Origin of the sequence: Streptomyces arenae (assembly GCF_022343545.1) — a bacterium.
Lineage (GTDB): Bacteria > Actinomycetota > Actinomycetes > Streptomycetales > Streptomycetaceae > Streptomyces > Streptomyces humi.
The window spans coordinates 47,330-71,488 of record NZ_JAKQYH010000068.1; the positions used below are offsets into that span (position 1 = coordinate 47,330).

At 68.4% G+C, this 24,159-nt stretch carries 21 protein-coding genes and 1 tRNA gene; 10 read left to right on the forward strand and 12 right to left on the reverse strand.

Features of this window, described 5'->3' with window-relative positions; all coding sequences use genetic code 11:
- Positions 1 to 239 precede the first annotated feature (239 nt).
- Entirely contained in the window at positions 240 to 1,211 is a 972-nt protein-coding gene (locus MB828_RS31215) for a Yip1 family protein (RefSeq protein WP_301651097.1), read from the forward strand.
- A gap of 96 nt (positions 1,212 to 1,307) precedes the next feature.
- On the opposite strand, the gene MB828_RS31220 is transcribed toward MB828_RS31215, so the two are convergent.
- Both MB828_RS31220 and dcd read right to left on the reverse strand, forming a co-directional pair.
- The gene (locus MB828_RS31220; protein WP_133023559.1) at positions 1,308 to 1,826 is read right to left on the reverse strand and encodes a phosphoribosyltransferase; all 519 of its coding nucleotides are present in this window, start codon (positions 1,824 to 1,826) and stop codon (positions 1,308 to 1,310) included.
- A 10-nt stretch (positions 1,827 to 1,836) separates the two neighbouring features.
- Positions 1,837 to 2,412: a dCTP deaminase gene (dcd, locus tag MB828_RS31225; RefSeq protein ID WP_133023558.1), complete on the reverse strand. Its 576-nt coding sequence runs from the start codon at positions 2,410 to 2,412 to the stop codon at positions 1,837 to 1,839.
- 525 nt (positions 2,413 to 2,937) lie between these two features.
- On the opposite strand from dcd, the gene MB828_RS31230 reads away from it, so the two are divergent.
- Positions 2,938 to 3,011, forward strand: a tRNA-Gly gene (locus MB828_RS31230).
- Between the two features lie 333 nt (positions 3,012 to 3,344).
- Here MB828_RS31230 and MB828_RS31235 read toward each other — a convergent pair.
- A complete protein-coding gene (locus MB828_RS31235; RefSeq protein WP_301651098.1) occupies positions 3,345 to 6,206 on the reverse strand; it encodes a PKD domain-containing protein in 2,862 nt (953 codons plus the stop codon).
- A gap of 694 nt (positions 6,207 to 6,900) precedes the next feature.
- Between MB828_RS31235 and MB828_RS31240 the strand changes: the two genes are divergently transcribed.
- Positions 6,901 to 7,680, forward strand: coding sequence for a hypothetical protein (locus MB828_RS31240; RefSeq protein WP_301651099.1), 780 nt, complete (start codon positions 6,901 to 6,903; stop codon positions 7,678 to 7,680).
- A 213-nt stretch (positions 7,681 to 7,893) separates the two neighbouring features.
- Here MB828_RS31240 and MB828_RS31245 read toward each other — a convergent pair whose 3' ends face one another.
- From MB828_RS31245 to MB828_RS31265, 5 genes are all read right to left on the reverse strand, one after another.
- The gene (locus MB828_RS31245) at positions 7,894 to 8,292 is read right to left on the reverse strand and encodes a PIN domain-containing protein (protein ID WP_301651100.1); all 399 of its coding nucleotides are present in this window, start codon (positions 8,290 to 8,292) and stop codon (positions 7,894 to 7,896) included.
- On the reverse strand, positions 8,289 to 8,570 hold the full coding sequence (locus MB828_RS31250; RefSeq protein ID WP_301651101.1) for a hypothetical protein: 282 nt from the start codon (positions 8,568 to 8,570) through the stop codon (positions 8,289 to 8,291). The genes MB828_RS31245 and MB828_RS31250 overlap by 4 nt, the downstream gene beginning before the upstream one ends.
- Before the next feature lie 770 nt (positions 8,571 to 9,340).
- Complete coding sequence (locus MB828_RS31255) at positions 9,341 to 10,075, reverse strand: NADPH-dependent F420 reductase (RefSeq protein ID WP_301651102.1); 735 nt, start codon at positions 10,073 to 10,075, stop codon at positions 9,341 to 9,343.
- Positions 10,076 to 10,179: 104 nt separating this feature from the next.
- A complete protein-coding gene (locus MB828_RS31260; protein WP_301651103.1) occupies positions 10,180 to 10,776 on the reverse strand; it encodes a TetR/AcrR family transcriptional regulator in 597 nt (198 codons plus the stop codon).
- Positions 10,777 to 11,040: 264 nt separating this feature from the next.
- Positions 11,041 to 11,418: a hypothetical protein gene (locus tag MB828_RS31265; protein ID WP_133023555.1), complete on the reverse strand. Its 378-nt coding sequence runs from the start codon at positions 11,416 to 11,418 to the stop codon at positions 11,041 to 11,043.
- Positions 11,419 to 12,053: 635 nt separating this feature from the next.
- On the opposite strand from MB828_RS31265, the gene MB828_RS31270 reads away from it, so the two are divergent.
- Positions 12,054 to 12,404 carry a MerR family transcriptional regulator gene (locus MB828_RS31270; RefSeq protein WP_133023554.1) on the forward strand — a complete coding sequence of 117 codons (351 nt, stop codon included), beginning with the start codon at positions 12,054 to 12,056 and terminating at the stop codon, positions 12,402 to 12,404.
- 521 nt (positions 12,405 to 12,925) lie between these two features.
- Here the strand turns inward: MB828_RS31270 and MB828_RS31280 are convergent.
- On the reverse strand, positions 12,926 to 13,321 hold the full coding sequence (locus MB828_RS31280) for a hypothetical protein (protein WP_133023553.1): 396 nt from the start codon (positions 13,319 to 13,321) through the stop codon (positions 12,926 to 12,928).
- Positions 13,322 to 13,552: 231 nt separating this feature from the next.
- Positions 13,553 to 14,788 carry an IS701 family transposase gene (locus tag MB828_RS31285; RefSeq protein ID WP_301651104.1) on the reverse strand — a complete coding sequence of 412 codons (1,236 nt, stop codon included), beginning with the start codon at positions 14,786 to 14,788 and terminating at the stop codon, positions 13,553 to 13,555.
- Between the two features lie 42 nt (positions 14,789 to 14,830).
- On the opposite strand from MB828_RS31285, the gene MB828_RS31290 reads away from it, so the two are divergent.
- Both MB828_RS31290 and MB828_RS31295 read left to right on the forward strand, forming a co-directional pair.
- Positions 14,831 to 15,286, forward strand: a complete 456-nt coding sequence (locus MB828_RS31290; protein ID WP_301651105.1) for a hypothetical protein — start codon at positions 14,831 to 14,833, stop codon at positions 15,284 to 15,286.
- Between the two features lie 244 nt (positions 15,287 to 15,530).
- The gene (locus MB828_RS31295) at positions 15,531 to 16,595 is read left to right on the forward strand and encodes a hypothetical protein (RefSeq protein ID WP_301651106.1); all 1,065 of its coding nucleotides are present in this window, start codon (positions 15,531 to 15,533) and stop codon (positions 16,593 to 16,595) included.
- 80 nt (positions 16,596 to 16,675) lie between these two features.
- Here the strand turns inward: MB828_RS31295 and MB828_RS31300 are convergent, their stop codons facing one another.
- Both MB828_RS31300 and MB828_RS31305 read right to left on the reverse strand, forming a co-directional pair.
- The gene (locus MB828_RS31300) at positions 16,676 to 17,521 is read right to left on the reverse strand and encodes an alpha/beta hydrolase family protein (protein WP_301651107.1); all 846 of its coding nucleotides are present in this window, start codon (positions 17,519 to 17,521) and stop codon (positions 16,676 to 16,678) included.
- A 748-nt stretch (positions 17,522 to 18,269) separates the two neighbouring features.
- Positions 18,270 to 19,004, reverse strand: coding sequence for a hypothetical protein (locus MB828_RS31305; RefSeq protein WP_301651108.1), 735 nt, complete (start codon positions 19,002 to 19,004; stop codon positions 18,270 to 18,272).
- Positions 19,005 to 19,675: 671 nt separating this feature from the next.
- On the opposite strand from MB828_RS31305, the gene MB828_RS31310 reads away from it, so the two are divergent.
- From MB828_RS31310 to MB828_RS31325, 4 genes are all read left to right on the forward strand, one after another.
- Positions 19,676 to 20,827, forward strand: a complete 1,152-nt coding sequence (locus MB828_RS31310) for an MFS transporter (protein ID WP_301651109.1) — start codon at positions 19,676 to 19,678, stop codon at positions 20,825 to 20,827.
- 5 nt (positions 20,828 to 20,832) lie between these two features.
- On the forward strand, positions 20,833 to 21,642 hold the full coding sequence (locus MB828_RS31315; protein WP_430381453.1) for a M15 family metallopeptidase: 810 nt from the start codon (positions 20,833 to 20,835) through the stop codon (positions 21,640 to 21,642).
- Between the two features lie 25 nt (positions 21,643 to 21,667).
- The gene (locus MB828_RS31320) at positions 21,668 to 22,819 is read left to right on the forward strand and encodes a D-alanine--D-alanine ligase family protein (protein WP_301651111.1); all 1,152 of its coding nucleotides are present in this window, start codon (positions 21,668 to 21,670) and stop codon (positions 22,817 to 22,819) included.
- Positions 22,820 to 23,205: 386 nt separating this feature from the next.
- Positions 23,206 to 24,078 carry a LysR family transcriptional regulator gene (locus tag MB828_RS31325; RefSeq protein ID WP_301651112.1) on the forward strand — a complete coding sequence of 291 codons (873 nt, stop codon included), beginning with the start codon at positions 23,206 to 23,208 and terminating at the stop codon, positions 24,076 to 24,078.
- Positions 24,079 to 24,159 lie beyond the last annotated feature (81 nt).

A 24,159-nucleotide genomic window follows, 5' to 3' on the forward strand; every position in this document is an offset into this window, starting at 1 on the left:
GGCGGCGGCGAACGCGAGCCTCACGGACCACCGGTTGCTTCCGCGCCGTGGTCGGCCGTTGCGCGTCACCGACCGTCCCCGATCCGCGCCGGCCCCGTGTCGGCCCCGCGTGACCGGCCCTGACCGGCGCTGATCGACTCTGGGGGTTCCCCTTAGGGGATGTCACAGGTCTGCGGCAATGGCCGGTTCCGGCGGCCGAGCCCACACGCGACTCTCCCGAACCGGGTACGTTCGAGGACGTGGCTGGATTCAGGATCGGACGCGGCGGCCGGGACACCCGTGCCCCGCAAGCGCGACCGCAACAACCCGCGTACGGGCAGCAGGCGCCGCCCCAGGGCTACGGGGGGCAGCCGGGGCCGTCGTACGGACACCCGTCGGCCCCGCAGCCCCAGCGGCCCCCGCAGCAGTCGTACCCGCAGCACGGTGGCGGGTCCGGCTGGCCGCAGGCGCGCGGCGGCTACCCGGGCCAGGGCGGCGGCGACGGCCCGGAGTACTTCGGCGACGACAACGGGTACGGCGGCTACGGCGGCGGCCAGGGCGCCGGTTCCCACGACCCGTACGCGGCGAACCAGCCGGGCCACACCCAGGCCTTCTCGGTCGACGAGGCCGAGGGCTACACGCGGGGCGCGACCTACCACGCCGGTTCGGCCGCGCAGGCCGGTCCGATCGGGCCGCGGCTGCACTGGAAGGACTTGCTGAAGGGGATCGTGCTGGCCCCGAACCAGACGTTCCTCCAGATGCGGGACTACACGATGTGGGCCCCCGCCCTCATCGTCACCTTCCTCTACGGCCTGCTCGCGGTCTTCGGCTTCGACGGCGCCCGCGAGGACGCGATAAACGCCACGCTGTCCAACGCGATCCCGATCGTGCTGGTGACGGCGGTGGCGCTGGTGCTGTCGTCCTTCGTCCTCGGTGTGGTGACCCACACCCTGGCCCGTCAGCTGGGCGGCGACGGCGCCTGGCAGCCGACGGTCGGCCTGTCCATGCTGATCATGTCGATCACGGACGCCCCGCGCCTGCTGTTCGCCATGTTCTTCGGCGGCAACGCGGGCTTCGTGCAGTTGCTCGGCTGGGCCACCTGGGTCGCCGCGGGCGCCCTGCTCACGCTGATGGTGTCCAAGTCCCACGACCTGCCGTGGCCGAAGGCCCTGGGCGCGTCGGCGATCCAGCTGATCGCACTGCTGTCGATCGTGAAGCTGGGCACGTTCTAGCAGCCGTCACGGATACGGCAAGGGCCCCCGGCGAGGTAGCCGGGGGCCCTTTCGTGTGCTCCTCCCCGGCCCGGCCGGAAACGCGGAAGCCGCAGGTCAGACCGCTTCCGTGTTCTCCCGGGGTGCCTCACCCGACTTGTGTACGGGAGGCAGCACACTCCATGGGAAGTTGATCCAGTCGTCGGTCCGCTTCCACACGTACTCGCACTTCACGAGGGAGTGGGACTTCTCGTAGATGACGGCGGACCGGACCTCGGCGACCGTGTCGAGGCAGAAGTCCCGGACGAGCTTCAGCGTCTTGCCGGTGTCGGCGACGTCGTCGGTGATCAGGACCTTCTTGTCGCTGAAGTCGATGACGTTGGGGACGGGCGCGAGCATGACCGGCATGTCGAGGGTCGTCCCCACCCCGGTGTAGAACTCGACGTTGACCAGGTGCAGGTTCTTGCAGTCGAGGGCGTAGGCGAGCCCGCCGGCGACGAAGACCCCGCCGCGGGCGATGCTCAGGACTATGTCGGGCTCGAACCCGTCGTCGGCGATGGTCTGCGCGAGCTCGCGCACGGCGACCCCGAACTGCTCGTAGCTCAGGTTCTCCCGTACGGGACCACTGCTGCTCATGTCCGGTCCCTCACACCTGCGTCCGATGGAAGTTGAGGTAGGAGCGGGAGGCGGTGGGCCCGCGCTGCCCCTGGTAACGGGAGCCGTAGCGCTCACTGCCGTAGGAGTGCTCGGCGGGGGAGGAGAGCCGGAACATGCACAGCTGCCCGATCTTCATGCCCGGCCAGAGCTTGATGGGGAGGGTGGCGAGGTTGGACAGCTCGAGGGTGACGTGCCCGCTGAACCCCGGGTCGATGAACCCGGCGGTGGAGTGGGTGACGAGTCCGAGCCGCCCCAGCGAGGACTTTCCCTCCAGCCGGGACGCGAGGTCGTCGGGGAGGCTGATGACCTCGTACGTCGAGGCCAGCACGAACTCGCCGGGGTGGAGGATGAAGGGCTCGTCGCCCTCGGGCTCCACGAGCCGGGTGAGGTCCGGCTGTTCCACGGAGGGGTCGATGTGCGGGTACCGGTGGTTCTCGAACACCCGGAAGAACCGGTCCAGCCGGACGTCGATGCTCGACGGCTGAACCATGGATTCGTCGTAGGGATCGATCCGTACCCGCCCGGCGTCGATCTCGGCCCGGATGTCCTTGTCTGAGAGAAGCACGCCCCGAGGATACGCAAGGCGCGCGGACCCGTGAAAACCACCACGAGTCCACGCGCCCCGGTTGTCGCGGCTTCCCCAGTGCCGCTACTGCCTTTCGAGCGTTTCCAGCGCGACCGGTACGGCGCTACGCAGCCGGGCGCACTTGGGGCACCGGACGAGCCGACCGGGGCCGAGCCGCTCGGCCTGCTGCATCGGGAACGAAGTGGTGCTGAACACGTGCCCTTCGGCACAGCGGACGACGGTGCGTTCCATCAAGTCCCTTGATTCCCTTCCCCAGGAGCCGCGTCGGGCCAACTGCCGTGACGACGGAAAGCCACATTACGGGATCAAAGGGATGGCTCTCCAGGCGGCACTCCGACCCTGCGCGGAGCCTCTCCCACGCCTCCACCGTACGCCCCAACTCCGTTCCCCCGCAGCGCCATCCCATGCCCCGAAACACCAACGGACCCCGTGGTCCGAGCACCGGGGGTCCGTCATGAGGTACAGTGAGCGAGCGTTCAGACACCGACTCCGCTCGGTCTCTACGCGGGTGTAGTTTAATGGTAGAACATCAGCTTCCCAAGCTGAGAGCGCGAGTTCGATTCTCGTCACCCGCTCCACGAAGAAGGCCCAGGTCGGGGATCTGGGCCTTTTGGCTGCGCTCGGTGATCAGTTGTCGGTTGGCCAGGACGTTGATTGTCTGGAGCAACGGCGTCCTCTTCTGGCACGACGGTGGGCTCCCGACGTGCCTTGCGAGCCCACTGAGTCGAGTCTGGTTGCATCTTCGTGCCGTCGGTCGTCTCGTGCGGTGTGCGTTCTTCGCCTCGGCGGGTCAGGTTGATATCGAACTGCGGTGGGTCATGTGATCCCGGGAAGTTGCGTCCGGCGCCTTGAACCGTGGCCCGATCGGAGCCCGCCGCGAGGTCACGGGGCCCGAGCGGTGTCAGGCTCGGTCAGCCGATGTAGCCCTCGAGGTCAGCGACGATGTCGAGGGAGCCGTTGGCGTTGTGGATGTGTAGGGAGCCGTTGGCGTCGAGGGGGATCACAGCCAGGACCGGCCTGGTCTCGCCGGGGCTCAGGTTGTCGTTGGATGTGTTCGGGAGGGTGCCGGCGCCGTAGACGGCCAGGTGGGTGGCGGTGGTCGGGGCGACGCCGGTGAGGTTGACCAGTACGGCGGTCGCGTCTGCCGGGACGCCGCCGATACCGGCGACCTTCACGGTGAGGGTGCGGTTCGCGCCGAGCGGCCCGACCGGGGCACCCGTGCCGTTGCGGGTGTCGAGGAAGCGGGTGGGATCGGCCGGTACGAAGGGGCTGCCCCAGGGGGAGGTGCCGTCGACGACGGAGTTGGTGTAGAGGCCCTGGAGGTCGGCGATCAGGTGGACGTGTCCGCCGCTGTTGTAGAGCTTGACCTTGCCGCCGGTGCACACCTTCGTCACGACCAGGTTGGAAACGGTCTGCCCGGCACGGTAGTTGAGGTTCGACGTGCTGGGGCGGCTGCCGCAGTAGACGGTGACCACGCCGCTGCCGGTGCCTCCGGTCACGGTGACGTCGAGGACGGCGCCGACGGTGCCCGAGCCCCGTCCCTCCTTCGGCAGGGTGACGGTCGTCGTGCTGCCGGACGCGACCTTGCCCTTGGCGGTGCCGGTGCCGTAGCGCGTGTCCAGGACCCGTGTCGGGGTGACGGGAGCGAGGTTGCTCATGCGGTTGTCGCTGGAGCCGGCCCTGGTCGTGAAGTAACCCTGTACGTCGGCGATGAGGTCGACGTGGCCGTGCGCGTTGTACAGGTCGACATAGCCGCCCGCGCCCACCCGGACCGTGACCAGGTTCGGGTTGGTCCGCCCGGCGGTGAAGTCGAGGTCGGACGCGGTCGGGCGCCTTGTGCCGTCCGGATACACCGTGACGTAACTGCTGGCAGTCGCGCCGGTGTCGGTGACGTTCAGGGTGACCGCGGTCACCCCGGAAGCCGGGATGCCGCCCACGCCGAGGACCTTGAGGCGGACCACGCCGCCGGGGCCGACCCGCCGCTTGCCGGTGCCGGTGCCGGTGCCGTTGCGGGTGTCCAGGACGCGGCTAGGGCTGGTGGCGACGTAGGACGGGCCGACGGTGGTCAGGGTGGTGTCGGTGGTGGTGCGTCCGCCGGAGTCGGTGAGCCGCTGGGTGACGGTGTAGGTGCCCGCGGCGGCGTACGTGTGCCGTACCACGCCCTTGGAGCCCGTCACGGAGACCGCCTTCGAGCCGTCGCCGAAGGTGATCAGGTCACTGGTGATCGGGTAGCCGCTGAAGCCGGCGGCGGTGAAGGCGCAGCCGGCGGTGTCCGGCAGGGAGGGGGCGATCCGGATGGAGGCGCTCCGGCAGTCGAGGCTCCCGGTCAGCGCCGGCAGCGGACGCACGGGGAAGTAGGAGCTGAGCTCGGTGCCCATCGTGGTGCCGTCCGGCCGGTACACCGTGACGGTGGCGTAGATCTTGGTGCTCGTGGTGGGCTGCGTGTACGTGTGGGCGACCGAACGCGTGGTGGACGTGGCCGTGGTGCCGTCCCCGAAGTCGAAGGTGTAGCGATAGCCGTCGAGGGAGTCCGACCACGGGTTGACGAAGCCGACGGTGAAGGTGACGGGGACGCCGACGTAGGCGTTCTCGTACGTGCCGCCCGCAATCCCGAGGCTCAGCGGGTCCTGTACCTCGGTCGCGCCCCGGTCGTAGTCGCCGGCGCCCGTGCCGGTGTCGGCGACCAGGGGATCGTCGACCCGTTGCGCGCCGTGGAGGTCGGTGGCGAGTTCACCGGGCGCGTCGGCGTCCGCGGAATCGATCAGCGGCGTGCTCTGCGTGGACAGCGTCACGTCCGTCTGGTCCAGGTCGTGGGCTCCCTGACCGGTACCGGTCAGGAACGCCTGGCTGGTCCCGTACGCGGTGCCGGCCCAGTCGTAGTCGGTTCCGGCCGACCGGGGGTTGACGGCGTTGTAGTCCGCGGTGACCTGCGGTGCCGAGGTGGTGTCCACCGTTAGCTCGGCGGGGGTGCCGGTGTCCGGGCAGGATGCCGTCGTGTCGGGGCGTACGACGGTGTTCTCCACGGACCCGGAGGTGCCGTCGGTCAGGCTGATGCCGTTGCCGCAGGTCGTCACGATGGTGTCGCCGGCCAGCCGGATGCCCGTGGTGCCGGTGGCCGATATGCCTCCGCCGAGCGACGTGGTGTCGTCGGCGAGCGTGATGTCCTGTGCTCCGGCCGCACTCGCGAAGGCCGGACCACCGGACTCGGGGGCGATCTGCAGTCGGGTGAGTGCGATGCCGGAGGAGGAACCGTCGACGGCGATCGTCCCGCCGGTACCGGTGGCCGCCTGGGCCGTGCTGACCGAACCCGTGTCATAGGAGATGTGCTGGGACAGGGAGAACACCAGCGTGCTCGGCCCGCTCGACGAGAGGCTGAACCCTGACACGTCGACGTACCGGGCGCCGGAGAAGGTCATCGCCGGTGTCGAGGTCCCGGCCAGAACGCGGGCGGTGGCTGCCGGATTGTCGCCGGGAGTCGTGACGAAGGTGACGGGTGCCTCGGAGGTGCCGGCCGACCCGATGGTCACAGGGGCGTACCGGGTCTTGTTCCGTGCCACGTGGACGGTGTCCCCGGGGCCCGCGGAGTCCGCGGCCGGCTGGATCTGGCAGAAGGGCTCCGCCTGTGAGCCGGGTCCGGTGTCGCTGCAACCGGCGGCGTCGTCGTCGACGTACAGGGCTGTGCCGGCGGTGGCGTGGGCGACGCCGGTACCGAGACCGCCGAACAGTACGGAGAGGACGGCAGCGGATCTCACCAGCAGTCGCCTGCGGCTCATGGACGCGCTCCCCCTGGGCCGTAGGGGACGTCGAACGCCGACCCGCACAGCCGTTCAGATCCAGTCACCTGTCAGCTGGAGTTGGCGGAACGATACGGCAGGTCGGGCGGGCCAGATCACGGAAATACGAACGTCCCACTGTCGACTACGCCCTTGAGGGAAAGACTTGATCACCAGAAGGGCATGGCACGGCAGACGCTTGAGCCTTCCATTACCTCGCACTCTCTCCTCGGACAAGGAAGTCGGCCGCCCGGCTTGGCCCCAGCGGCTCGCTGAGGGCGCAGGACTCGGTGACTGTGCAGGCGTAGCCATGGGCGGACTTCCGCCGGTCCTGGGCAGGACGAGCGCGGCTGTTCGAGCGGGTGAGCGGGCGCGGGGGCTTCTTCCCAAGCTGAGAGCGCGAGTTCGATTCTCGTCACCCGTTCCATGACAAACCCCCGGGTCGATGACCTGGAGGTTGCTTGTCGCCCAGACCGGTGCACGGTGTGCGCGCCACAACCGGCCGGCCGGCGTGCGGCGTTGTGCTCGTGTTTCTTCGGACGCCCCGCCGATGCCGTGGTGATCAAATCGTTGCTGCGCCGCGTACAACCGCGAACAGCGGTCTCCTGTCCCACAGTTAGCCGCTGGGGATGAACCTCTGGCCGGTGCGACCACGCGCTCGGTCCAGACTGCAGGGGGAAGGACGGGGTCGAAGATGAGGAAGATGATGTGGAGCGCGGTGGTGGCCGGTGGAGCGGCGATCGTGTTCACAGGGGTGGCTGCGGTGCCGGCCGGGGCGGCGGAGGGCGGGGTCTCGTTCAGCCGGGTCACGGTGAACGGCGGGAAGCCGATCGTGATCGGCGTCAAGGAGGAGGTCGAGGTGAGGGCGGCCTTCCGGATGACGACGACGCTCAGATACGACCACGGGCCGACAGTGCTCCCCTACCGAGGGAAGCTCGACTCGGGGGACAGGCTGTACAGCGCCGTCATCACCAGCGACTGCGAGGTCGTGGACAAGGCGAAGGGGATCTGCGACTTCGACGAATGGCTGTACATCGACCCGCGGCACGTCGACTTCGGGAACGAGGACGCCGGCACCTGGAAAACCGCCGGTCGGGTCTTTCTCCCCGGTGACGCCCAGGACACCGACGACCTGAACCTCCCGTTGCAGGTCAAGCGGGCCACACGCGTCACCGTCGACGCCTCGCCGGAGCCGGTCGCGGTAGGGAAGGCGATCACCGTGACCGGACGGGTCACACGGGCGAACTGGAACACCCACACGTACCAGGGGTACGCGGGCCGCACGGTGAGCCTGCAGTTCAAGGCGGCGGGCGCTTCCTCGTACACGACGGTCAAGAAGGTGACGTCGAGTAGTACGGGGGCGCTCAGGACCACGGTGAAGGCCACCAAGCCGGGGACGTGGCGGTGGACGTACTACGGGAACTCCACCTCTGGGGCGAAGTCGTCGACCGGGGACTACGTCGCCGTGCGGTAGGCGACGTGCGCGGACCGCCCTCCCCCGCAGAAGCGTCACCACCGTGCGTGGCGCAGAACCCTGAGAGCGCTGCTCAGGCAGGCTGGCCAGGCATCGCTCTCAGCAACGGGAGCTCTGGCCAGGCGTACCGGATCCGTGCCAGGTCGTGCCGAGAGGACCGGGCGTGCGGGGAGTCTGTGCATGCGAGAGCCGTGCGCCTGACGGCGCCTTGGCTCAGACCTTCTCGGAACTCACACGTGGATGCCCGGCAGTGAGCAGCCTGATGTCTTCTACATCGGAGGTCAGGATGGTCACTCGGCCGGGATGTTGCAAGGCGGTCGCGCACAGCATGGCGTCGATTGCGTACTTGTGGCCGTGCAGTCCCGCTGCACGCAGCAAGGCGGCGGCGGAGTGCGCGACGGCCTGGGTCACCGGCTCGACACCAAGGCGGGACAGCGTCCACTTCAGTGCGGCTTCGTTGATCTTCGGGTGGATCACCTCGACCAGCACCGCTGCCGAGGTGATCACGGGGAGGTCCGCGTCGCGAGCCGCCGTCAGCCACTCGTGGATCTCCCGATCACGCTGTACGGCCTTCGCCAGCCCCTCGCTGTCCAGGACCAGGACACCGCTCACGCGGCCGCTCCGGCATCTGAAGCACCGCCGGTCAGCCGGGCACGCTTGGCCGCTACGGCTTCGGGGTCGGCCGGGCCATGCATCCTGTCGAAGTCCGCGATCAGCTCGTCCAGGTTGTCCCGCTCGATCTGCCGCTGGGCCGCCTTCTCCAGGTACGCCGAGACGCCCCGCTTGCCGACCCGCTCGCGGATCGCCTGCAGGGTTCCGGCGGTCAGTGTGACGGAGATGCCACTGGTGGGGCCGTCGCCGGGTGGGAAGTCAACGTAGTCATCAGCCACACCCCGAGTATGCCATTGAAAATGGCATAGCGGGTGGCAAGCGCACTGCGAGGCTCTGATCGGATGACGGAGGGCCTGGTGCCAGAGGCTCGCGGGCAGTGTGCAGCCGCAACGCTCCTCGACAGCAGGCCTCGGTCCCGGGTGGACCGGGCCCCGTCGTCCCCCACGGTGGCGCCGGCCTCCCCCCTTCAGGACTCCGTGCCCTCCGCGTGCCCGTAAGAGCGGAAACCCACGGTCAGTGACAGTGCAATCCGCCGCACGCGAACAGTCCGAGGTCTGGGTATCTGTGCTGGTCAGGGGTGTGGAGTCGGCGCAAGCGTCGTCGCTTCCCAAGCTGAGAGCGCGAGTTCGATTCTCGTCACCCGCTCTTCTTGAAGCCCCAGGCCAGTGGCCTGGGGCTTGTGCATGGGCGAGGGTCTGTCCGCGGGATCCGGCCGCTGGGCGCAGGGGGATTGGGCACCAGAAGGGCACGTGTTCTCGGCGGTCCCGGCAGACTCGTCGAACCCTGACGCCGAGCGGTGTCCCTGATCCGCGGTTCCGCTGCATCAACCAGATCGATCACCTCTGTGAGCCCTCAGCCTCTCCGTCCCTTTGACGAGACGGTGGCGTTCGCGGACGCCGCAGCACTGTGCGCTGCCCAACTCTTGCCCGGCTGAGAGGACTTCGACTGCTCGGGCGATTGACGGCCTCCTTCATGCCCGCCTGGGCCCCCGCAGGCGTAGCCGTACCCCCAGCTGCTTCCCGAAGGGCCTCGCCGTCGGCAGGTGTGGTCACCTGTGGGCGGCGCGGTTCATCTCGACGACGGCCTCCAGGGTGGGATCGGCACCTAGAGCGGCGAAGCGCTCCCCCATGCTTTCCCGGACCGCCGCGTCCTTGACGCGGTCGGCCGAGGCCAGGGCCGCCGGCAGCTCCTCCAGGGTCAGTTCCGTGCAGTAGGCGGGGCCCATCGGCTGCTGACGCCAGGAGTCGGCCAGTGCTCCCGCGTCGTAGGGGTCGAATCCGGTGTCGTCCACCAGACGCATGGCCACACGCTTCGCCTCCTCGGAATCACCGGCGACCGGGATGGCGATGCGGCCCGGCGTGCCCGCCGGGACACCCTTCGTCCGCTGGGTCTCGGCCAGGGCGGCGTTCCATGCCTTGACCACGGGGCGCCCGAGCAGCCCGGCGGTGTACATGCTCTCTACGGCGCCGCCCTCCACTGCCTCGATCCGTCCGCTGAGGTGCGGGTAGTAGTTGGAGGTGTCGATGACCACCGTCTCTGCGGGGACGGAGGCGAACAGATCGGCCAGCTGTCCCGCCACCCCGAAGGGAATGGCCAGGATGACGGCGTCCCTGTCCTTGACGGCGTCTTCGAGAGCCACGGCGTGGGCGCCGGTCTCCAGCACGCCGGGCGCGACGGCACCGGGCCCGCGGGCGTCGGCCACCTGGACGTCGTGGCCGGCTTCGCTGAGCTTGCGAGCGAGGTTGCCGCCGATCGCTCCGGCACCGATAACGGAAATTCTCATGATTTGTCCTTCCAATAGGCACACCACTCCCAGGGCGGCGCGATGTGATCACTGCGGGGATGCGGAATGTGAAGCAAAGGCGCGGGTCATCGCCCGGCAGGGGCTTACGCCTCGGTGTTCTGCTCGCGGTAGCCGGCGGCGATGAGTGCGCGAACGCGGTCCAGCGACTCCTCCTCCGCGGCGCCGGCACCCTTGAGCCAGGCGACGGAGATGGCCGCGAGGAACAGGTCGTAGCCCTTCACCGAAGCGCGTACGTACCCCGTCCGCTGAGCGGCCCGCACGTACTCCTCGGTGGCGGAGATGACGGTGTCACAGGGGAGCGTGAGCGGGTTGTCCGGATCCTGCGCCCTGGCCGCGGCCATGAGCGGCTCCGGCAGTCCGCTGAACGCGCTGAAGTACTCCTCCAACGCGCGCAGCCACTGGGCCAGCGCCTTGGCGGCGTCGCCGAGGCGCGCGATCTCCTCCTGACGCGCCACGAGTTCTTCGGAGCGCGTCTGCAGCACGGCAGCCAGCAGCGCTTCCCGGGTGGGGAAGTGCCGGTACAGGGTGCCGGGCCCGACACCCGCCTCCTTGGCCACCGCCTCCAGGGACGTACCGACCCCGTACTTCAGGAAGTGGCGCTGGGCCGCTTCGAGGAGGGCGGCACGGTTGCGCTGGACATCCGCACGGGGCCTGCGCCCCTGCTGTCCAGTGGCGTCCATACGCCCTCCCGACTCACGCGATCCTGCGGTCCCGATAAAACGGAGGCCGCCTCCGAAGTGGTTCCACAGTAAAACGGAGGCAGCATCCGGTCAAGCTGGAGGTGCCACCGGCAGGACGCCTCGGGACGGCCGGGCGGGGTCGCGGCAGACCTGCTGTCGGGCCGCTCGGGTAGTGACGGTTCTCGTCGGCATCGCACAGGCGGGCCACCCGGTCGGTCGAGGGGCCGTCGAGCGCCGGCCGGGCGACGGGGCCGAGGTGGCGTCTCACTCGTCGAAGCGGATGAGATCTCCTACGGTCCACGCACTGACGTCCTTGATCGCGACGCGGTACATACCGCCCGTCTCCGGGATCCCGCGGCTGCCCTGCAGGATCCGGGCGAGATGGAAGTGCAGGTGCGTGGGTGCCTCGCCGCGGCCGGCCCGGTTCCCGCCCGGGCCGCGTGCGAAGACGTCCGAGAACGCGCCGAGGCGGTCCGAGGCGTGCAGAACCTCCGCCACCCGTTCCCTCCACACGGCCTCGGGGGCCAGCCGGCCAGTGATGACGGCGCCACCGACGACCACGGTCAGCGACATCTGATTGCTTTGCTCGGACTCCACCGCGGCGGAGATGGCGACGAGCAGCTCATCAGGGTTGTTCGACATGCAGCAGAGCTTATGCGGCCCCGCGGTCCCGAACCGCCCGCGGGGCCGAAGTGGCCGCGCGACCGGCAGGAGGGCGGCTTCGTCATGCGGTGAGGGTCACGCGTGGCAGGGTTCCTCCTCTTCCAGACGAGTGAAACCTTCTCTTGCCGGAGTAGATTTTTGTTCCCAGCGTGGGTATGGTTCTTCTCGTAGAGACGGTCGAACGAGACCCGCCAGACACGAACTGGCGGGTGGCTGAATACGAAGTACGCAGGTCAGTGCGGCTCTCGAGCCTCGAAGCCACGTGTTCCCAGATCGGTGACGGGACTGCGAGCCGCACTGGGTGGCTCGCACGTCGAGGAGCCGCCAACAGCAGTACCCGTTCATGTAGTTGTTGGTCCCGAGAGGAACGGAGGAGTAGACGCCATCAGGATCGCCCGGCCCGAGAAACCATCGGCCCGGGTACCGCAAGACCCCGGAATGGATGGTGGTCCCCGGTCAAGCAGCTGCGATCCCCCGCTCCGCCCTGTCGGGCCGGGTAGCGGAAACAGAAGGTCGGCCCAGCAGTAGGGCCGACAGATGGTGTTCAATTTCCTTCGGGGCCCTGGTGCCGGTACGGCGCCAGGGCCCCTCGACGCGTTGCACAGCGAGGTGACATGACATCGGACAACCCCCTGAATGATCGTCTGGACGACGACGACTACCCGGCGTACACGATGGGCCGGGCAGCCGAGATGCTCGGCGCCACCCCGGCCTTCCTCCGAGCCCTCGGTGAGGCCCGTCTGATCACTCCGCTCCGCTCGGAGGGTGGACATCGCCGGTACTCCCGCTACCAACTGCGGATTGCCGCGCGCGCCCGGGAGCTCGTCGACAAGGGGACTCCGATCGAGGCCGCGTGCCGCATCGTCATCCTTGAGGACCAGCTCGAGGAAGCGCAGCGCATCAACGCCGAATACCGTCGTGCCGCCGGCGAACCGGCGGACCGTGCCGGCTCCGGCTCCGTCTGAACACACGGGCGCGTGGTCGTGTCCGCGACGCCGTCCGGTCGACGGAGTCAGCGGCGCCAAGCGCGGAGCCCGTTCATGTCGAGGTCGACATCCCGGCGGCGGAGGCCGGCCAGTTCTTCCGGCCGCATCGGACCGTAGGCGCCCGCGGCAGGCCATGAGCCGCCGCCGCATCCCCACGGCGTCGGCGAGCGCGTCGATCAGGGCGACGGTGGCGATACGCCGTTCAGCGGCCTTTTTCTTCCCGCTCCTTCCCAACGGCCCTGATCCGGCCGGGGTTTCGGGCGATCGGCTCTTGTCCGCCTGCCCTGTGCGCTATGGCGGTCAGCGGGATCCGCGAGCAGGGGCGGTGGGCGATTCCCGGAACGACGGGAAAAGAGGCGGCGCCCCCTGGCCTCTGTCGGGCCAAGGGGCGTCGGCATTACAGGTCGACCCTTTTATTGTGGTCACACACAATCAGGACGTTTCTGCCGCGTTGTAGCTTCCGGCAGATGCGTCGCAGGGAATACCCGAAACTTCCTCGATCAGGCCGACGAGGTGGCGGTGTGGCAGAAACGGTCGCCCTCCGCCGCGTTGTTCAGGCACACCTTGAGCGTGACCTTCGTTCCCTCGGCCAGGTTCCAGCTGTCCGGAGAATAGGTACAGTCCCCGTTCGACTTGGCATACAGAGTGGTCGAGCCGCCCGACCAGGACACCGTGCCCTTGGCGGCATAGCCGTCAGCCTGGTTGTCACACACGACCCACTTGTCCTGAGTACCCGAATAGGCACCCCACCAGTCCAGGTCGCCGCCAGGGTTGTCGTCCGTCGTGTAAAGCAGGTAGGCGGACCCCGCCGCGTAGGCGCTGCTCCCCGTGAGGGCGAGCGCCATCGCACCGGTGGCCACTCCGGCGACCGTGAAGGCCTTACGAAGACTGAGCATGACTTACTCCTTTTGATTCGGTCTCTGTATGAGCACCTGGTGCCGCCTGCACCGCCCCGCGCCCCATATCGTTGATGGCGCAACTTCTTTGGGAAAACGGCCGTCGCAACAGGCCAAGACAGAGACGTGGCGTATACCACGAGGGGGCTCCCGTTGTCGCCCCCTTTGCGATGAGAGCACGGTAAGTGAATAACAAATAAGACCTAATACTCCAGCTGTAGATCGCGATCTTCATGTCTGGGCGGCTTGTCGCTGATAGTGGCTGGCCTGGGATCGAGCCTGGTGACGGCGTCGCCAGTGGGACCAGTCGAGCCGGTGGGCCGTTCCGTGGACGGGCCGGACGACGAGCACGATGAACAGGCGCTGGATCTCGTTGCAGGTGAGCGGTATCAGTCCGTCCGGCTTCGGGTGGCGGGCGTGTTCGTCAGCGCGGACGACGGTGAGGAAGGCATGGGCGAGCATCGCGAGGGTGACCCAGCGGTGCCAGGACGTCCAACGTCTGACCTGGTGTTCGTCCAGCCCAGTTAGGCCCTTGCCGGAGTGAAAGGTCTCCTCGATGGTCCATCTGCGTCCGGCGACGCGCACGAGGGTGGACAGCGGTGCCGGGGCGGCTGAGTAGCAGCGGTAGAAGGCGAGTTCGCCGGTGCGTCGGTTGCGCCGGACGAGCAACTGGTGGTGGCCAGGGCGGTCGTCGGCGAGGTCGGCCAGGGCCCAATCGTAGAAGCGGTGCCCCTTGGCCCCGGCGCCGGCGGAGAGTTTCTGCCAGGCTCTCCGCGGCAACTTCTTGATGAGGGCGTCGGCGCGGAACGTGCCCGCGTGGGTGGTGATCTGGTGGTCACGGGCGACGGCGAGTACGTAGCCGACCTGCCGTTTCTCCAGGGCAGTGCGCAGATGCGGGTTGGCTCCGTAGACCTCGTCGCCGACCACCCAGGATGCGGGGACGCCGACGTCCAGCGCGCGGGTGATCATACGGACTGCGAGGGCGGGTTTCGTGGCGAAGCTGACGTCGTCGGGTATTCCGGCGGCCCGGCAGCGGGCTGTGTCCTCGGTCCACGAACGCGGGACATATAGCTCCCGGTCTATCGCCGCGTGCCCGAGCGGAGTCGAGTAGGCAAGGTAGACGGCGACCTGGGAGTTCTCGATGCGCCCGGCAGTGCCGGTGTACTGGCGCTGCACCCCCACAGTGCCCATGCCTTTCTTCAGGTCGCCGGTCTCGTCCACGACCAGCACCGCATCCTCGTGGTGCAGGTGCTCGACGACGAAGCCGCGGATGTCATCGCGTACCGCGTCGGCATCCCACTTGGCCCTCGACAGCAGGTGTTGCAGACCGTACGGGTTCGCGTCCCCGACCTGCTCTGCGAGTGTCCAGCAGTTCTTGCGCGGCAGGTCCGACAACAGTCCGAGCACGAACGCCCGTGCCCGGCGCCGGGGTTCCACCCGGACGAACCGTCCCGCAATACGGCCCATCAGGGCCTCGAACGCTTTCTGCCAGCGGGCAGGATCTATGCTGTGACCTGCGGCCACCGCCTGATCTTCTGTCTTCACACACCGATGATCACCGGTGGCCGCACCCGTTCCCTGACCGGCCCGACCATCAAGATCATGGTCTGGGCCCGAGCACCAGCTCTGGAGTTGAATCGGCTGATGGACATGTCCTCCCGAGAGATCCGCATGCCCCTCAGCGAGGTCGTCGCGGTACTGCAGGACCTGAACGAGTTCGTCGTTTCCCTCGACCGGCTCGGATCCCGGCAGGCATCCGGAACCGCCGACGAGTACACCGTCGGCACATTCATCGCCGACTGGGATGTCGCCCGGCGATTGGCCCGTGCCCGACGCGTCATCAGCGTCGCGCTGGATGCACAACTGAGCGGAGAAGACAACGCCGAGATCGACGCATTGTGCGACCAAGGCCGCTTCTACGGCACGGACAGCACCACCAGCCCCTCCACTGACCAGTCCAGCTGAGACAGCAAAGGCATCGGACCGGACCAATCGAGACCGGGATCAGTTCGGCCCAGGACCTGATACCCGACCAGCAAGATCACGATCTACAGCCGGAGTACTAAGGTCAAAACAAGATGATCATGCAGTGAGAATACCGTATATAAACGGGCAAAACTGAAAATTCCAGGGCCGACAGCGTGGCGGAACTTGCGTCAGGCGGTTCGGTGTCACCGGAAGGCAGGAAGTGGGAAGAGAGGGTGCGGACATGGCGGGCGGTAGTTCTGAGATGGGCTCGGACGAGCGCCGGGCCGGCGCTTCCGTCGTGGCCGAGGCCCTGCGCATCACCGGCCGGGAGCGGCGGCCCGTGTTCGGCTCCGCGGTCATGGCCGGCGCCGCGGCGCTGCTCGTCGGAGGGGGGACCGTGGCAGCCGGGTTCGCCGCGTCCTGGGGTCTCTTCCTGGCGGCCAGGAGAGACGCCGAGTTCTCCATCGCGAACGAGGACTCCTACGTCGCCTACGCCGACCAGTGGAACAGCCTCGTCAAGGTGGCGTTCGGCGTGTACCCGCTGCTGCTTCTCGTGGCCATGGTCCTGGTCGCCTGGCTGTTCACCGCCCAGGCGGTGATCGCGGCGTACGCGCGGGAACGCGTGGCGTCGGGCGCCGACGCCGCCACGGCCCCCGGTGCTCTCACTCTCCGCGCGCTGTGGTGCCGCTCCCGTCCGCACCTCGGGGCCGCCCTCCGGGTCCAGTTGCTGACCCTGCTGTGCGTCCTCGTCCCGGGGCTGGCGGGCCTGCTCGTCCTGGCCGCCATCCAACTGGAGCTGGTGCCCGGGGTGGTGTGGCCCACGTACCACGATCCCGCGACGGTGCAGTTCGTCCTGGTGGGCCGGATCCTGCCCGTCGTGATCTGGACGCTCGGGTTCGTCCTCCTGACCCGCTTCTCACTGGCCACCGCCGTACGGGTGGCGGACAGTTGCTCGGCGACGGCGGCGATGCGCCGTTCCTGGACGCTGACCCGTACGGCACGGCTGCGCACCACCGGGGTCTGCCTGCTGGGTACGGTCGCGGTCGTCGCCGCCTTCATGGTGCTGAAGTGGCTCGGGACGTACGTGGCGCACTGGGCGGGGCTGCTCATGCTGGCCACCACCGACGACAACGTGTGGGTGACCGGGGTCCTCGTGATCATCACCCCGGTCGCGGTGGCGCTCCTGCTCCTGCCCTTGGCGCTGGCGCCGGTCGGCGTGCTGCTCGCCTGCCTGCGCGAACGGCTCGACGACGGCGCGGGAGAGGTGGGAGAGGCCAGGGCGCCGTCCGGCGCCCTGGCCGGGTAGGCCTCGGTGAGGGGTGCGGGTACCCGCTGCCTGCCTGCACGAGGAGCGGTACCAACCGTGGGCCCCGCTAGGGGAGTTCGTCAGTGCACGGAGTCGGCGGCGGCGACGATGGCACGGTCGACCGCTCCCGGGCTGATCGAAGGAACGTCGTGGCCCGAGCGGGTGTAGATGACGTGGGCGCCCACTCGGTTCGCCTCGAACTTCTGGGCGGCCGTCGGCACGGCGTGGTCCTCGGTCGAGATGACCGCCCACTTCGGCGTGTTCGCCGGCGGATTCACCGTCGCCTTGTCGGTGAACGCAGAAAGCGCGACCGGCTCCTGAGTCACCGAGGCGACCTGGATGTCCGACTTCGACAGCCCGTTTCCGTAGACCGTCCCGAACTTGTCGGCCTTGAGGTACACGTCGGTGTCACCGCCGGGCAGGGGAACCGTGCGGAAGTTCTCCGGGACGAGCTGCGACCCGGGGAACTGCCCGATCAGTGAGCCGGCGGTCTCTCCGGCCTTCGGGATGAGGGCCGCCACGTACACGAGGGCCTTGACCTTCGGCGTCTTCGCGGCGACCTGGCTGACGACCTCGCCCGCGTAGGAGTGGCCGACCAGCACGACGGGCCCCTTGACGGACTTCACCTGTGCCTCGACGTAGGCGCTGTCGAAGGCCAGGCCGCGCAGCGGGGTGTCGATCGCGAGGACCGGGTAGCCGTGGCGTCGCAGGTAGCCGATCTCGCTGTGCCAGCTGGAGGAGTCGGCGAACGCCCCGTGGACCAGGACCACCGTCGGCTTCGCGCGGTGCGCCGCCCGCGAGGCGACGGCGTGGTCGTTCTCCGTGGTCGTGACGGCGCTCGCGGTCGTCACGGCCAGCGAGGCCACGACCGCGCCACTCACAAGCCCGGCGGCGGCCAGCGCTTTGATTCGAGCGGTGGACTTCATGTGGTGGTGTTCCTCTCGGGTTGTCGAACATAAAAGGCAGAGGAAACGGCGTCATTCGCAGGGACACGGAAACCGTATGTGCTGCGGCCGGCGGCGCTTCGCAGAATCGACTATGGCGGCCGTGTCGGTGGAAGGCCAATGCCAATCCTGCTTCTTTCCATGTCGAGTCGGCATGAGCCAGTGGACTCTTACAGTTCTTCGATTTCCAGCGCCGAAATTCTGATGCCTAAAACGGTGAGAGCCGCCGGCAATGGAGCGGCGTGGGCACTGCGCGGGGTACGAACGGGCACGGTCGCCACGGAGCGGCCGTTTTCGTGACCGGACGCCGACCATGTGAGGACGGTGACACGTCGCCAGCATGCCGAAATCTGATCTCGCAGGGGCAAACCCCTGCCCAGCGGCCAGAACTGGCAGGCGCGCGGCGACGGGACGGTCTACAGCGCCGTCAACCAGCGGTGGAGCATCCCCACCTGATCACCTGATCCTTCAGGGGCGGCTTGCCGAAGGCGTGCTCAGGCATCTGGTAAGCTGCCCTGTGGAGGGACCCGGTGGAGTCTCCGGCGGGGGCCGACCTCGTTCGGACCAGGCAGGGTCACGCCCCATGTCACCGAACGCGACGAGGCTGCCCCATGTCCGTCCCCCGCGCCACCCCCTGCCGTCCAGGCGTCCAGAAGCGCGGCCCGCACCGACTCCTCCGACTCCTCCGGTTCCGATGCTTCGCCTGATGCCGCCGCTCGCTCGTCCATGTTCAGCTCTCCGTTCGCCTTCTCCCGGAATCCTCGACGAGGCCCAGGAACGTCGTGCGTCCCCACTGGGTCGTGCAGTTCACCGCCAGTCCGTACCGCGCGAGGCGCTCGTCGAGCCGTACGACCCTGCCCTGCAGTGCTCGGCGGCTCATCGGCTCCCCGGCTGTGCCGAGCAGGAGGCACAGATCGTGGCAGCACCATGGCCGAGCGGCGGAACAGAGGATGTCGAACAGCACCCGCTGTGAGTGCTGCTGTGCGCGGACAGCGCGAAACGGTGGTGAATCCGCGGGCCGCCGCCGCGGTGCGCGCCGCATGTCCAGCCATCGGCGCTCGGCGGTGATTCTGCCGGCGAGTTCCCTGGGCGGCGTGTCGCGGCGGAGGACGTTGGCGGCACCCGCCAGCAGAAGCCGTACGGAGTCCGTGTGATCCGGTACGAGTACGACCACGGAGGAGAGGTTGCTGAGCGCGCGCACGCGTTGCTCCAGACCGCCGCTCCACTGCGAACCGGGTACGTCCAGGACGGTGAGGCGAGGGCCGGCCTCGTGCAACAGGGCGCCGTAAGCCCGCTCGGAGCCCCAGGTGTGCGTCTGGGCGGGCAGCACCTGCTGACTGCGCAGGGCGCGGAGCAGCGACGCCGTCCGCTCGCGCTGAAGCGTGAGCACGATGTCTACCGCATAGGTGACGTCCTCCTGTTCCACGAGACCGACGGGGCCTTGGCCGATGCTGAGGTCAGTCATGTTCGGTGTTCGTCCTCCGGGGTGGCAGCGCCCGGACCTGGGCTCTGAGGCGTTGGCGAAGGCCGGCGCTCACGGACATCAGCGGGTCGCCGGACGACAGAGGCAGACCTGACCCGCCCGCCGATTCTCGGTCGGGTCCAGCCGATACCGCCCATACCGACCAGGGCCGTGCCGATGCCGGATGGGCATGCCCCCAGCTTGCCGACGCGTCATCCATCGCACCTGCCGCACCGAAGTGTCCGTTCGGGCCCTGCCGAGGTCCCGTTGGTACCCGATGCGCTACGGCAGCCGTGAGGCACGTCACCCGGAGCCCTACGGTGGTCCCCGTCGGCCTCCCCCGGTCCCCCTCGGCGGGAGGCCGCGCTGATGCCGTCGAGCCGCCTGCGGCATCAAAGCCGTGCAGGGCACGGCTCCACCGGTGCGTACCGCGCTCCGCGGGCGACCGTGGCGCGTCGCGGGAATGACGGCGCCGGGGCGATGGCCCCGGAACGCGCCGACAGGTCAAGCGACGTACGCCCTGCGGGTGCCGCTCGCGTGTCCCACTCCGCCCCTCCCGTACAGAGAGCCGAACAAGGATGCTCGAAGAGCTTCATGCCAAGTCCGAGGCACGGGCCAGACCGCCCAGCGGGTGGGCCGACCACGCGGTCATCCGCCGGAGGTCGGCTGTCTTCTTGTCCGTCGTCCTCACCACGTTCCTCGTCGCCTCCAGTGCGCCCACTCCGCTCTACCGCGTCTACCGGGAGAGTTGGCACCTTTCCTCCGGCACGGTCACCGTGGTCTACGGCGTGTACTGCCTGAGCGTCCTGGTCGCGCTCCTGACCGTCGGCGCGCTCTCCGACCATGTCGGCCGGCGGCCGGTCATCGGCGCCGCGCTCGCCCTCGAAGCACTGTCCATGCTGCTTTTCCTGCAGGCCGGCGGCGTGACCTCGCTGATCCTCGCCCGGACGCTCCAGGGGCTGGCCACAGGTGCCGCGACGAGTGCACTGGGTGCTGCCCTGCTCGACGTGACCAGGCGGTGGGGGCCCCTGTTCGTCAGCATCGCTCCGCTCATCGGCATGGCGCTGGGGACGATCGGCACCAGCCTGCTCATGGACCTGATACCAAATCACCTCGGGAGTGTGTACACGCTGTTGTTCGGCGCGCTGGCGGCGCAGACGCTGGGTCTGGCCTTCCTTCCGGAGTCGAGGTCGCCGAGGCCCGGAGCCTGGCTTTCCCTGCGGCCACGGATCCGCGCTCCCCGGTCCAGTCGCCGGGCCCTCCTCGTCACCGCCCCCGTGTTCGTGGCCGTCTGGGCACTGGGCGGTTTCTACCTGTCCCTCGGGCCCGATCTGGTCCAGGGCGTCACGGGATCGGCGTCGTCGACCGCCGATGGCCTGATCGTGTCCCTGCTGACCGTCAGCGCCGTACCCGCGGTGCTGTTGACCCGGCATGCCGACGCGGGCCGAACGGCCCTGGGCGGTTCCCTGCTTCTGACGACGGGAGTGGCCGTCACGCTGCTGGCCGCGCACCGCGACTCCGCCACGGCCCTGTACGTGGGGACCGCGGTGGCCGGTGCGGGATTCGGCCCCGCGTTCCAGGGCGGCGTCCGTCTGGTGACGGCGAACGTCCTCCCGACGGAACGGGCGGGCCTGATGGCCGCCATCTACACCATCACTTATACGTCGATGTGCGTTCCGGTGCTCGTCACTGGTCTGCTCGTCGGCGAATACGGTCTCCTGCACTGCACCTTGTTCTTCGGTATTTTCGTCATGGCGCTCTCACTGGCGCCGTTCGCGGGTCGGGGGAAATTCTCCGCCCCTATGTCAAGTAGAGGTACGGCATAGTGAAGATCAACAACGTACGCAAGCGTGTCCCCGCGCTGCTGGCATTTGTGGCGGCCACTCTTGTCACGGTGACGAGCACGTCCGTCACCGCGCAGGCCGCCGACACGGAAAACACGGCACCCGCCGATTTCGTGGCGCTCCACGACGTGGCCCCCGCGATTCTGCAGGAAATCCGCTACGCCACGCCCCACAACTTCATCGGCACGCCGATAAACGGCTATGACGAACCGCTGTGCATCGTCACCGCCCCGACGGCACAGGCCCTGGCGAAGGCCGAGCGCCACTTCCTGGCGCAGGGCTACACGCTGAAGGTGTACGACTGCTACCGGCCGCAGCGTGCGGTGGACCAGTTCGTCGACTGGGCCGAGGACCTGACCGACGTGAAGATGAAGGACGAGTTCTACCCGCAGGTGGACAAGGCCGACCTCTTCGCCGACGGGTACATCGCGGCGAAGTCGGGGCACAGCCGGGGCAGCACGATCGACCTCACGCTCGTGAAGCTGCCGGCCCACCCGACGCGCCCCTACGTTCCGGGGGAAAAGCTTGAGCCCTGCTATGGGCCGGCGGCGCAGAGGTTCCCGGACAACTCGATCGACATGGGCACCGGATACGACTGCTTCGACACGCTCGCGCACACGCTCGACCCGCGCATCGTGGGAGTCCAGCACAGCAACAGACTGCTGCTCAAGAACGAGCTGGAGTCCCTCGGATTCGTGAATCTCGCCGAGGAATGGTGGCACTTCACCTTCGCCGCCGAGCCCTACCCGGACACCTACTTCGACTTCCCCGTCTCCCGGTCCTCGCTGACCGGCTGACCGCACAGCGAAGGAAGCAGAGACCATGACCGAACAGCCCACCTCCCCTCCGGGATCGCGCCGCAGGCCGCTGGTGCTGCTTCTCTTCGGTGGCCGGAGCTCGGAGCACGGCATCTCCGTCGTGACCGCGGGAGCCGTGCTGCGAGCCATCGACCGGACGAAGTACGACGTCCTGCCGGTCGGCATCACCCAGGACGGCCGCTGGGTCCTGACGGCGGACGATCCCGGACGCATGGCGATGGCCGACCGGCGGCAGCCTACGGTCGAGCAGCTCACGGATACGGGCCGGGGCACCGTCACCGTATCCGTGGACCCGACCGACCGGACCGCCGTGCGCGGCGAACGCGGTACGGAGCCCAAGGTCCTCGGCGAGGTGGACGTGGTCTTTCCCGTCCTGCACGGACCGTACGGCGAGGACGGCACGGTGCAGGGCCTGCTGGAGCTGTCCGGCATCCCCTACGTCGGAGCGGGCATCCTCGCCTCGGCGGTCGGTCAGGACAAGGAGTACATGAAGAGGGTGTTCAGCTCGTTCGGCCTGTCGGTCGGGCCGTACCTGGTGATCAGGCCCCGCGAGTGGCAGTCCGACGCGGCCGGTGCCCGGGCGAGGATCCACCGCTTCGCCGACGGGTACGGCTGGCCGCTGTTCGTGAAACCGGCACGCGCCGGCTCGTCGATCGGTATCACCAGGGTCGAGGGGCCGCCCGGGCTGGAGGACGCGATCGCGGAGGCGCACCGGCATGACGCGAAGATCATCGTGGAGGCCCTCGTGCAGGGCCGCGAGATCGAGTGCGGCGTGCTGGAGTTCCCCGAGGGACCGCGGGCCAGCGTGCCGGCCGAGATCCCGGCGCCCGGCACGGGCGCGTACTACGACTTCACGGCGAAGTACCTCGAATCCACCCCCGGAGTGGTCCCCGCGGCGCTGACCGACAGCCAGACCAGCGAGGTGCGCCGACTTGCCCTCAAGGCGTTCGACGCGGCTTCCTGCGAGGGGCTGGTCCGTGCGGACTTCTTCCTCACCGCGGAGGGGCAATTCGTGATCAACGAGATCAACACCATGCCCGGCTTCACCCCCGTCTCGATGTACCCGCAGATGTGGCAGGCCAGTGGCATCGGGTACGGGGAACTGGTGGACCGCCTGCTCCAGGCGGCGCTGCGGCGGACCACCGGGCTCAGGTGACCCGAGCCTGACCGCTCCGCCCCGGAACACCTCGGCTCCACGCCGCGAAATGAGGCGGCCGGCTATAAAGAACCGGGGGATTTGTCGATTGCCGCGCCGAGGCGGAGTGGAATTATTTCACGGCGGTGCCGATTTTCGGCTCCTCGCCGCGGTTCGCCGGTGGCAGGAGCGGAAGGAGAGCCCTTCGGCCGGGCGGGGCTGCGTGCAGGGCAGGGCAGCCATCCGCCGATGGCGGGCTGCTTTGTGCCAGTCAATCATGGTCATGGATGCCTGGTGACGCCAATGCCGATTCGCGCAGAAGCCATGCCGATTGGGCATCATCAAAGCCCAAGGTGCTATTTCGGATCGCAGTTCGACAGGAAAAGCGGCGTGGTTAACATGGCGTCATGGATATCGACCTCCGGCGTCTCCGCTATTTCGTGACGGTTGCCGAAGAGCTCAGTTTTGTGCGTGGTGCCGAACGACTGAAGATGACGCAGCCCGCACTGAGCCGACAGATCCGTGCCCTTGAAGACGATCTCGGAGCTTCGCTGCTTCAGCGCGGCCCGCTGGGTACGGCGCTCACTCGGGCCGGCGGTCAACTGCTGGAGGACGCAAGGCCGTTGCTCGCGGCATCGCTGGCCCTGCAGCGGCGAGTCCGGCTCGCCAGCCGGGAGGGGCACCATTTCACCATCGGTTTCATGCCGGGTGTCATAGTCACGCCAATCGTCAGACAGTTCCGGGCGCTGGCGCCGGAGGTCAATGTGCAGGTGCTGCACACGGCACCCACCGACCAGGTCGACTATCTGCTGGACGGACGCGTCGATGTCTGCTTCGTCCGGCTGCCGTTGCCGGTCGACACCTTCGAGGTCGTCCCTCTGTTCCCCGAGCCGCGGGTCGCGGCTCTCTCCGACGAACATCCGCTGGCACAGGCGCGGACAGTCCACATCACGGAGCTGACGCCGTACCGCTTGCTCCAGGACTCCGCTGACGTACCGGAGTGGCGCGGCACCGACTTCGACGCGGCAGCGGCGCGCAACCGTCCGGAAGCCGAACGGCCCACCTCGATCGAGGAGAGCCTGGAAGCCGTCGCGTCCGGCACCGGGTTCATCGTCGTCCCGGCCGGCCTCGCCGATTTCTACCGTCGCCCCGACATCCGTTACGTACAGCTCACAGGGGTCGCTCCGCGCATGGTGGCGCTGGCGTACGCCAAGAACCGGAAGATGCCGTCCATCGACCAGTTCGCCAAGATCGTGATTGCGGCGCTCGGTTCGGCATAAAAGCACGCGCGTGGGTGAGCGGAACCGCCCTGTCCTGTCGCCATGTCCGATCGGCATGACGATTCGGGTGATCGGCATTGG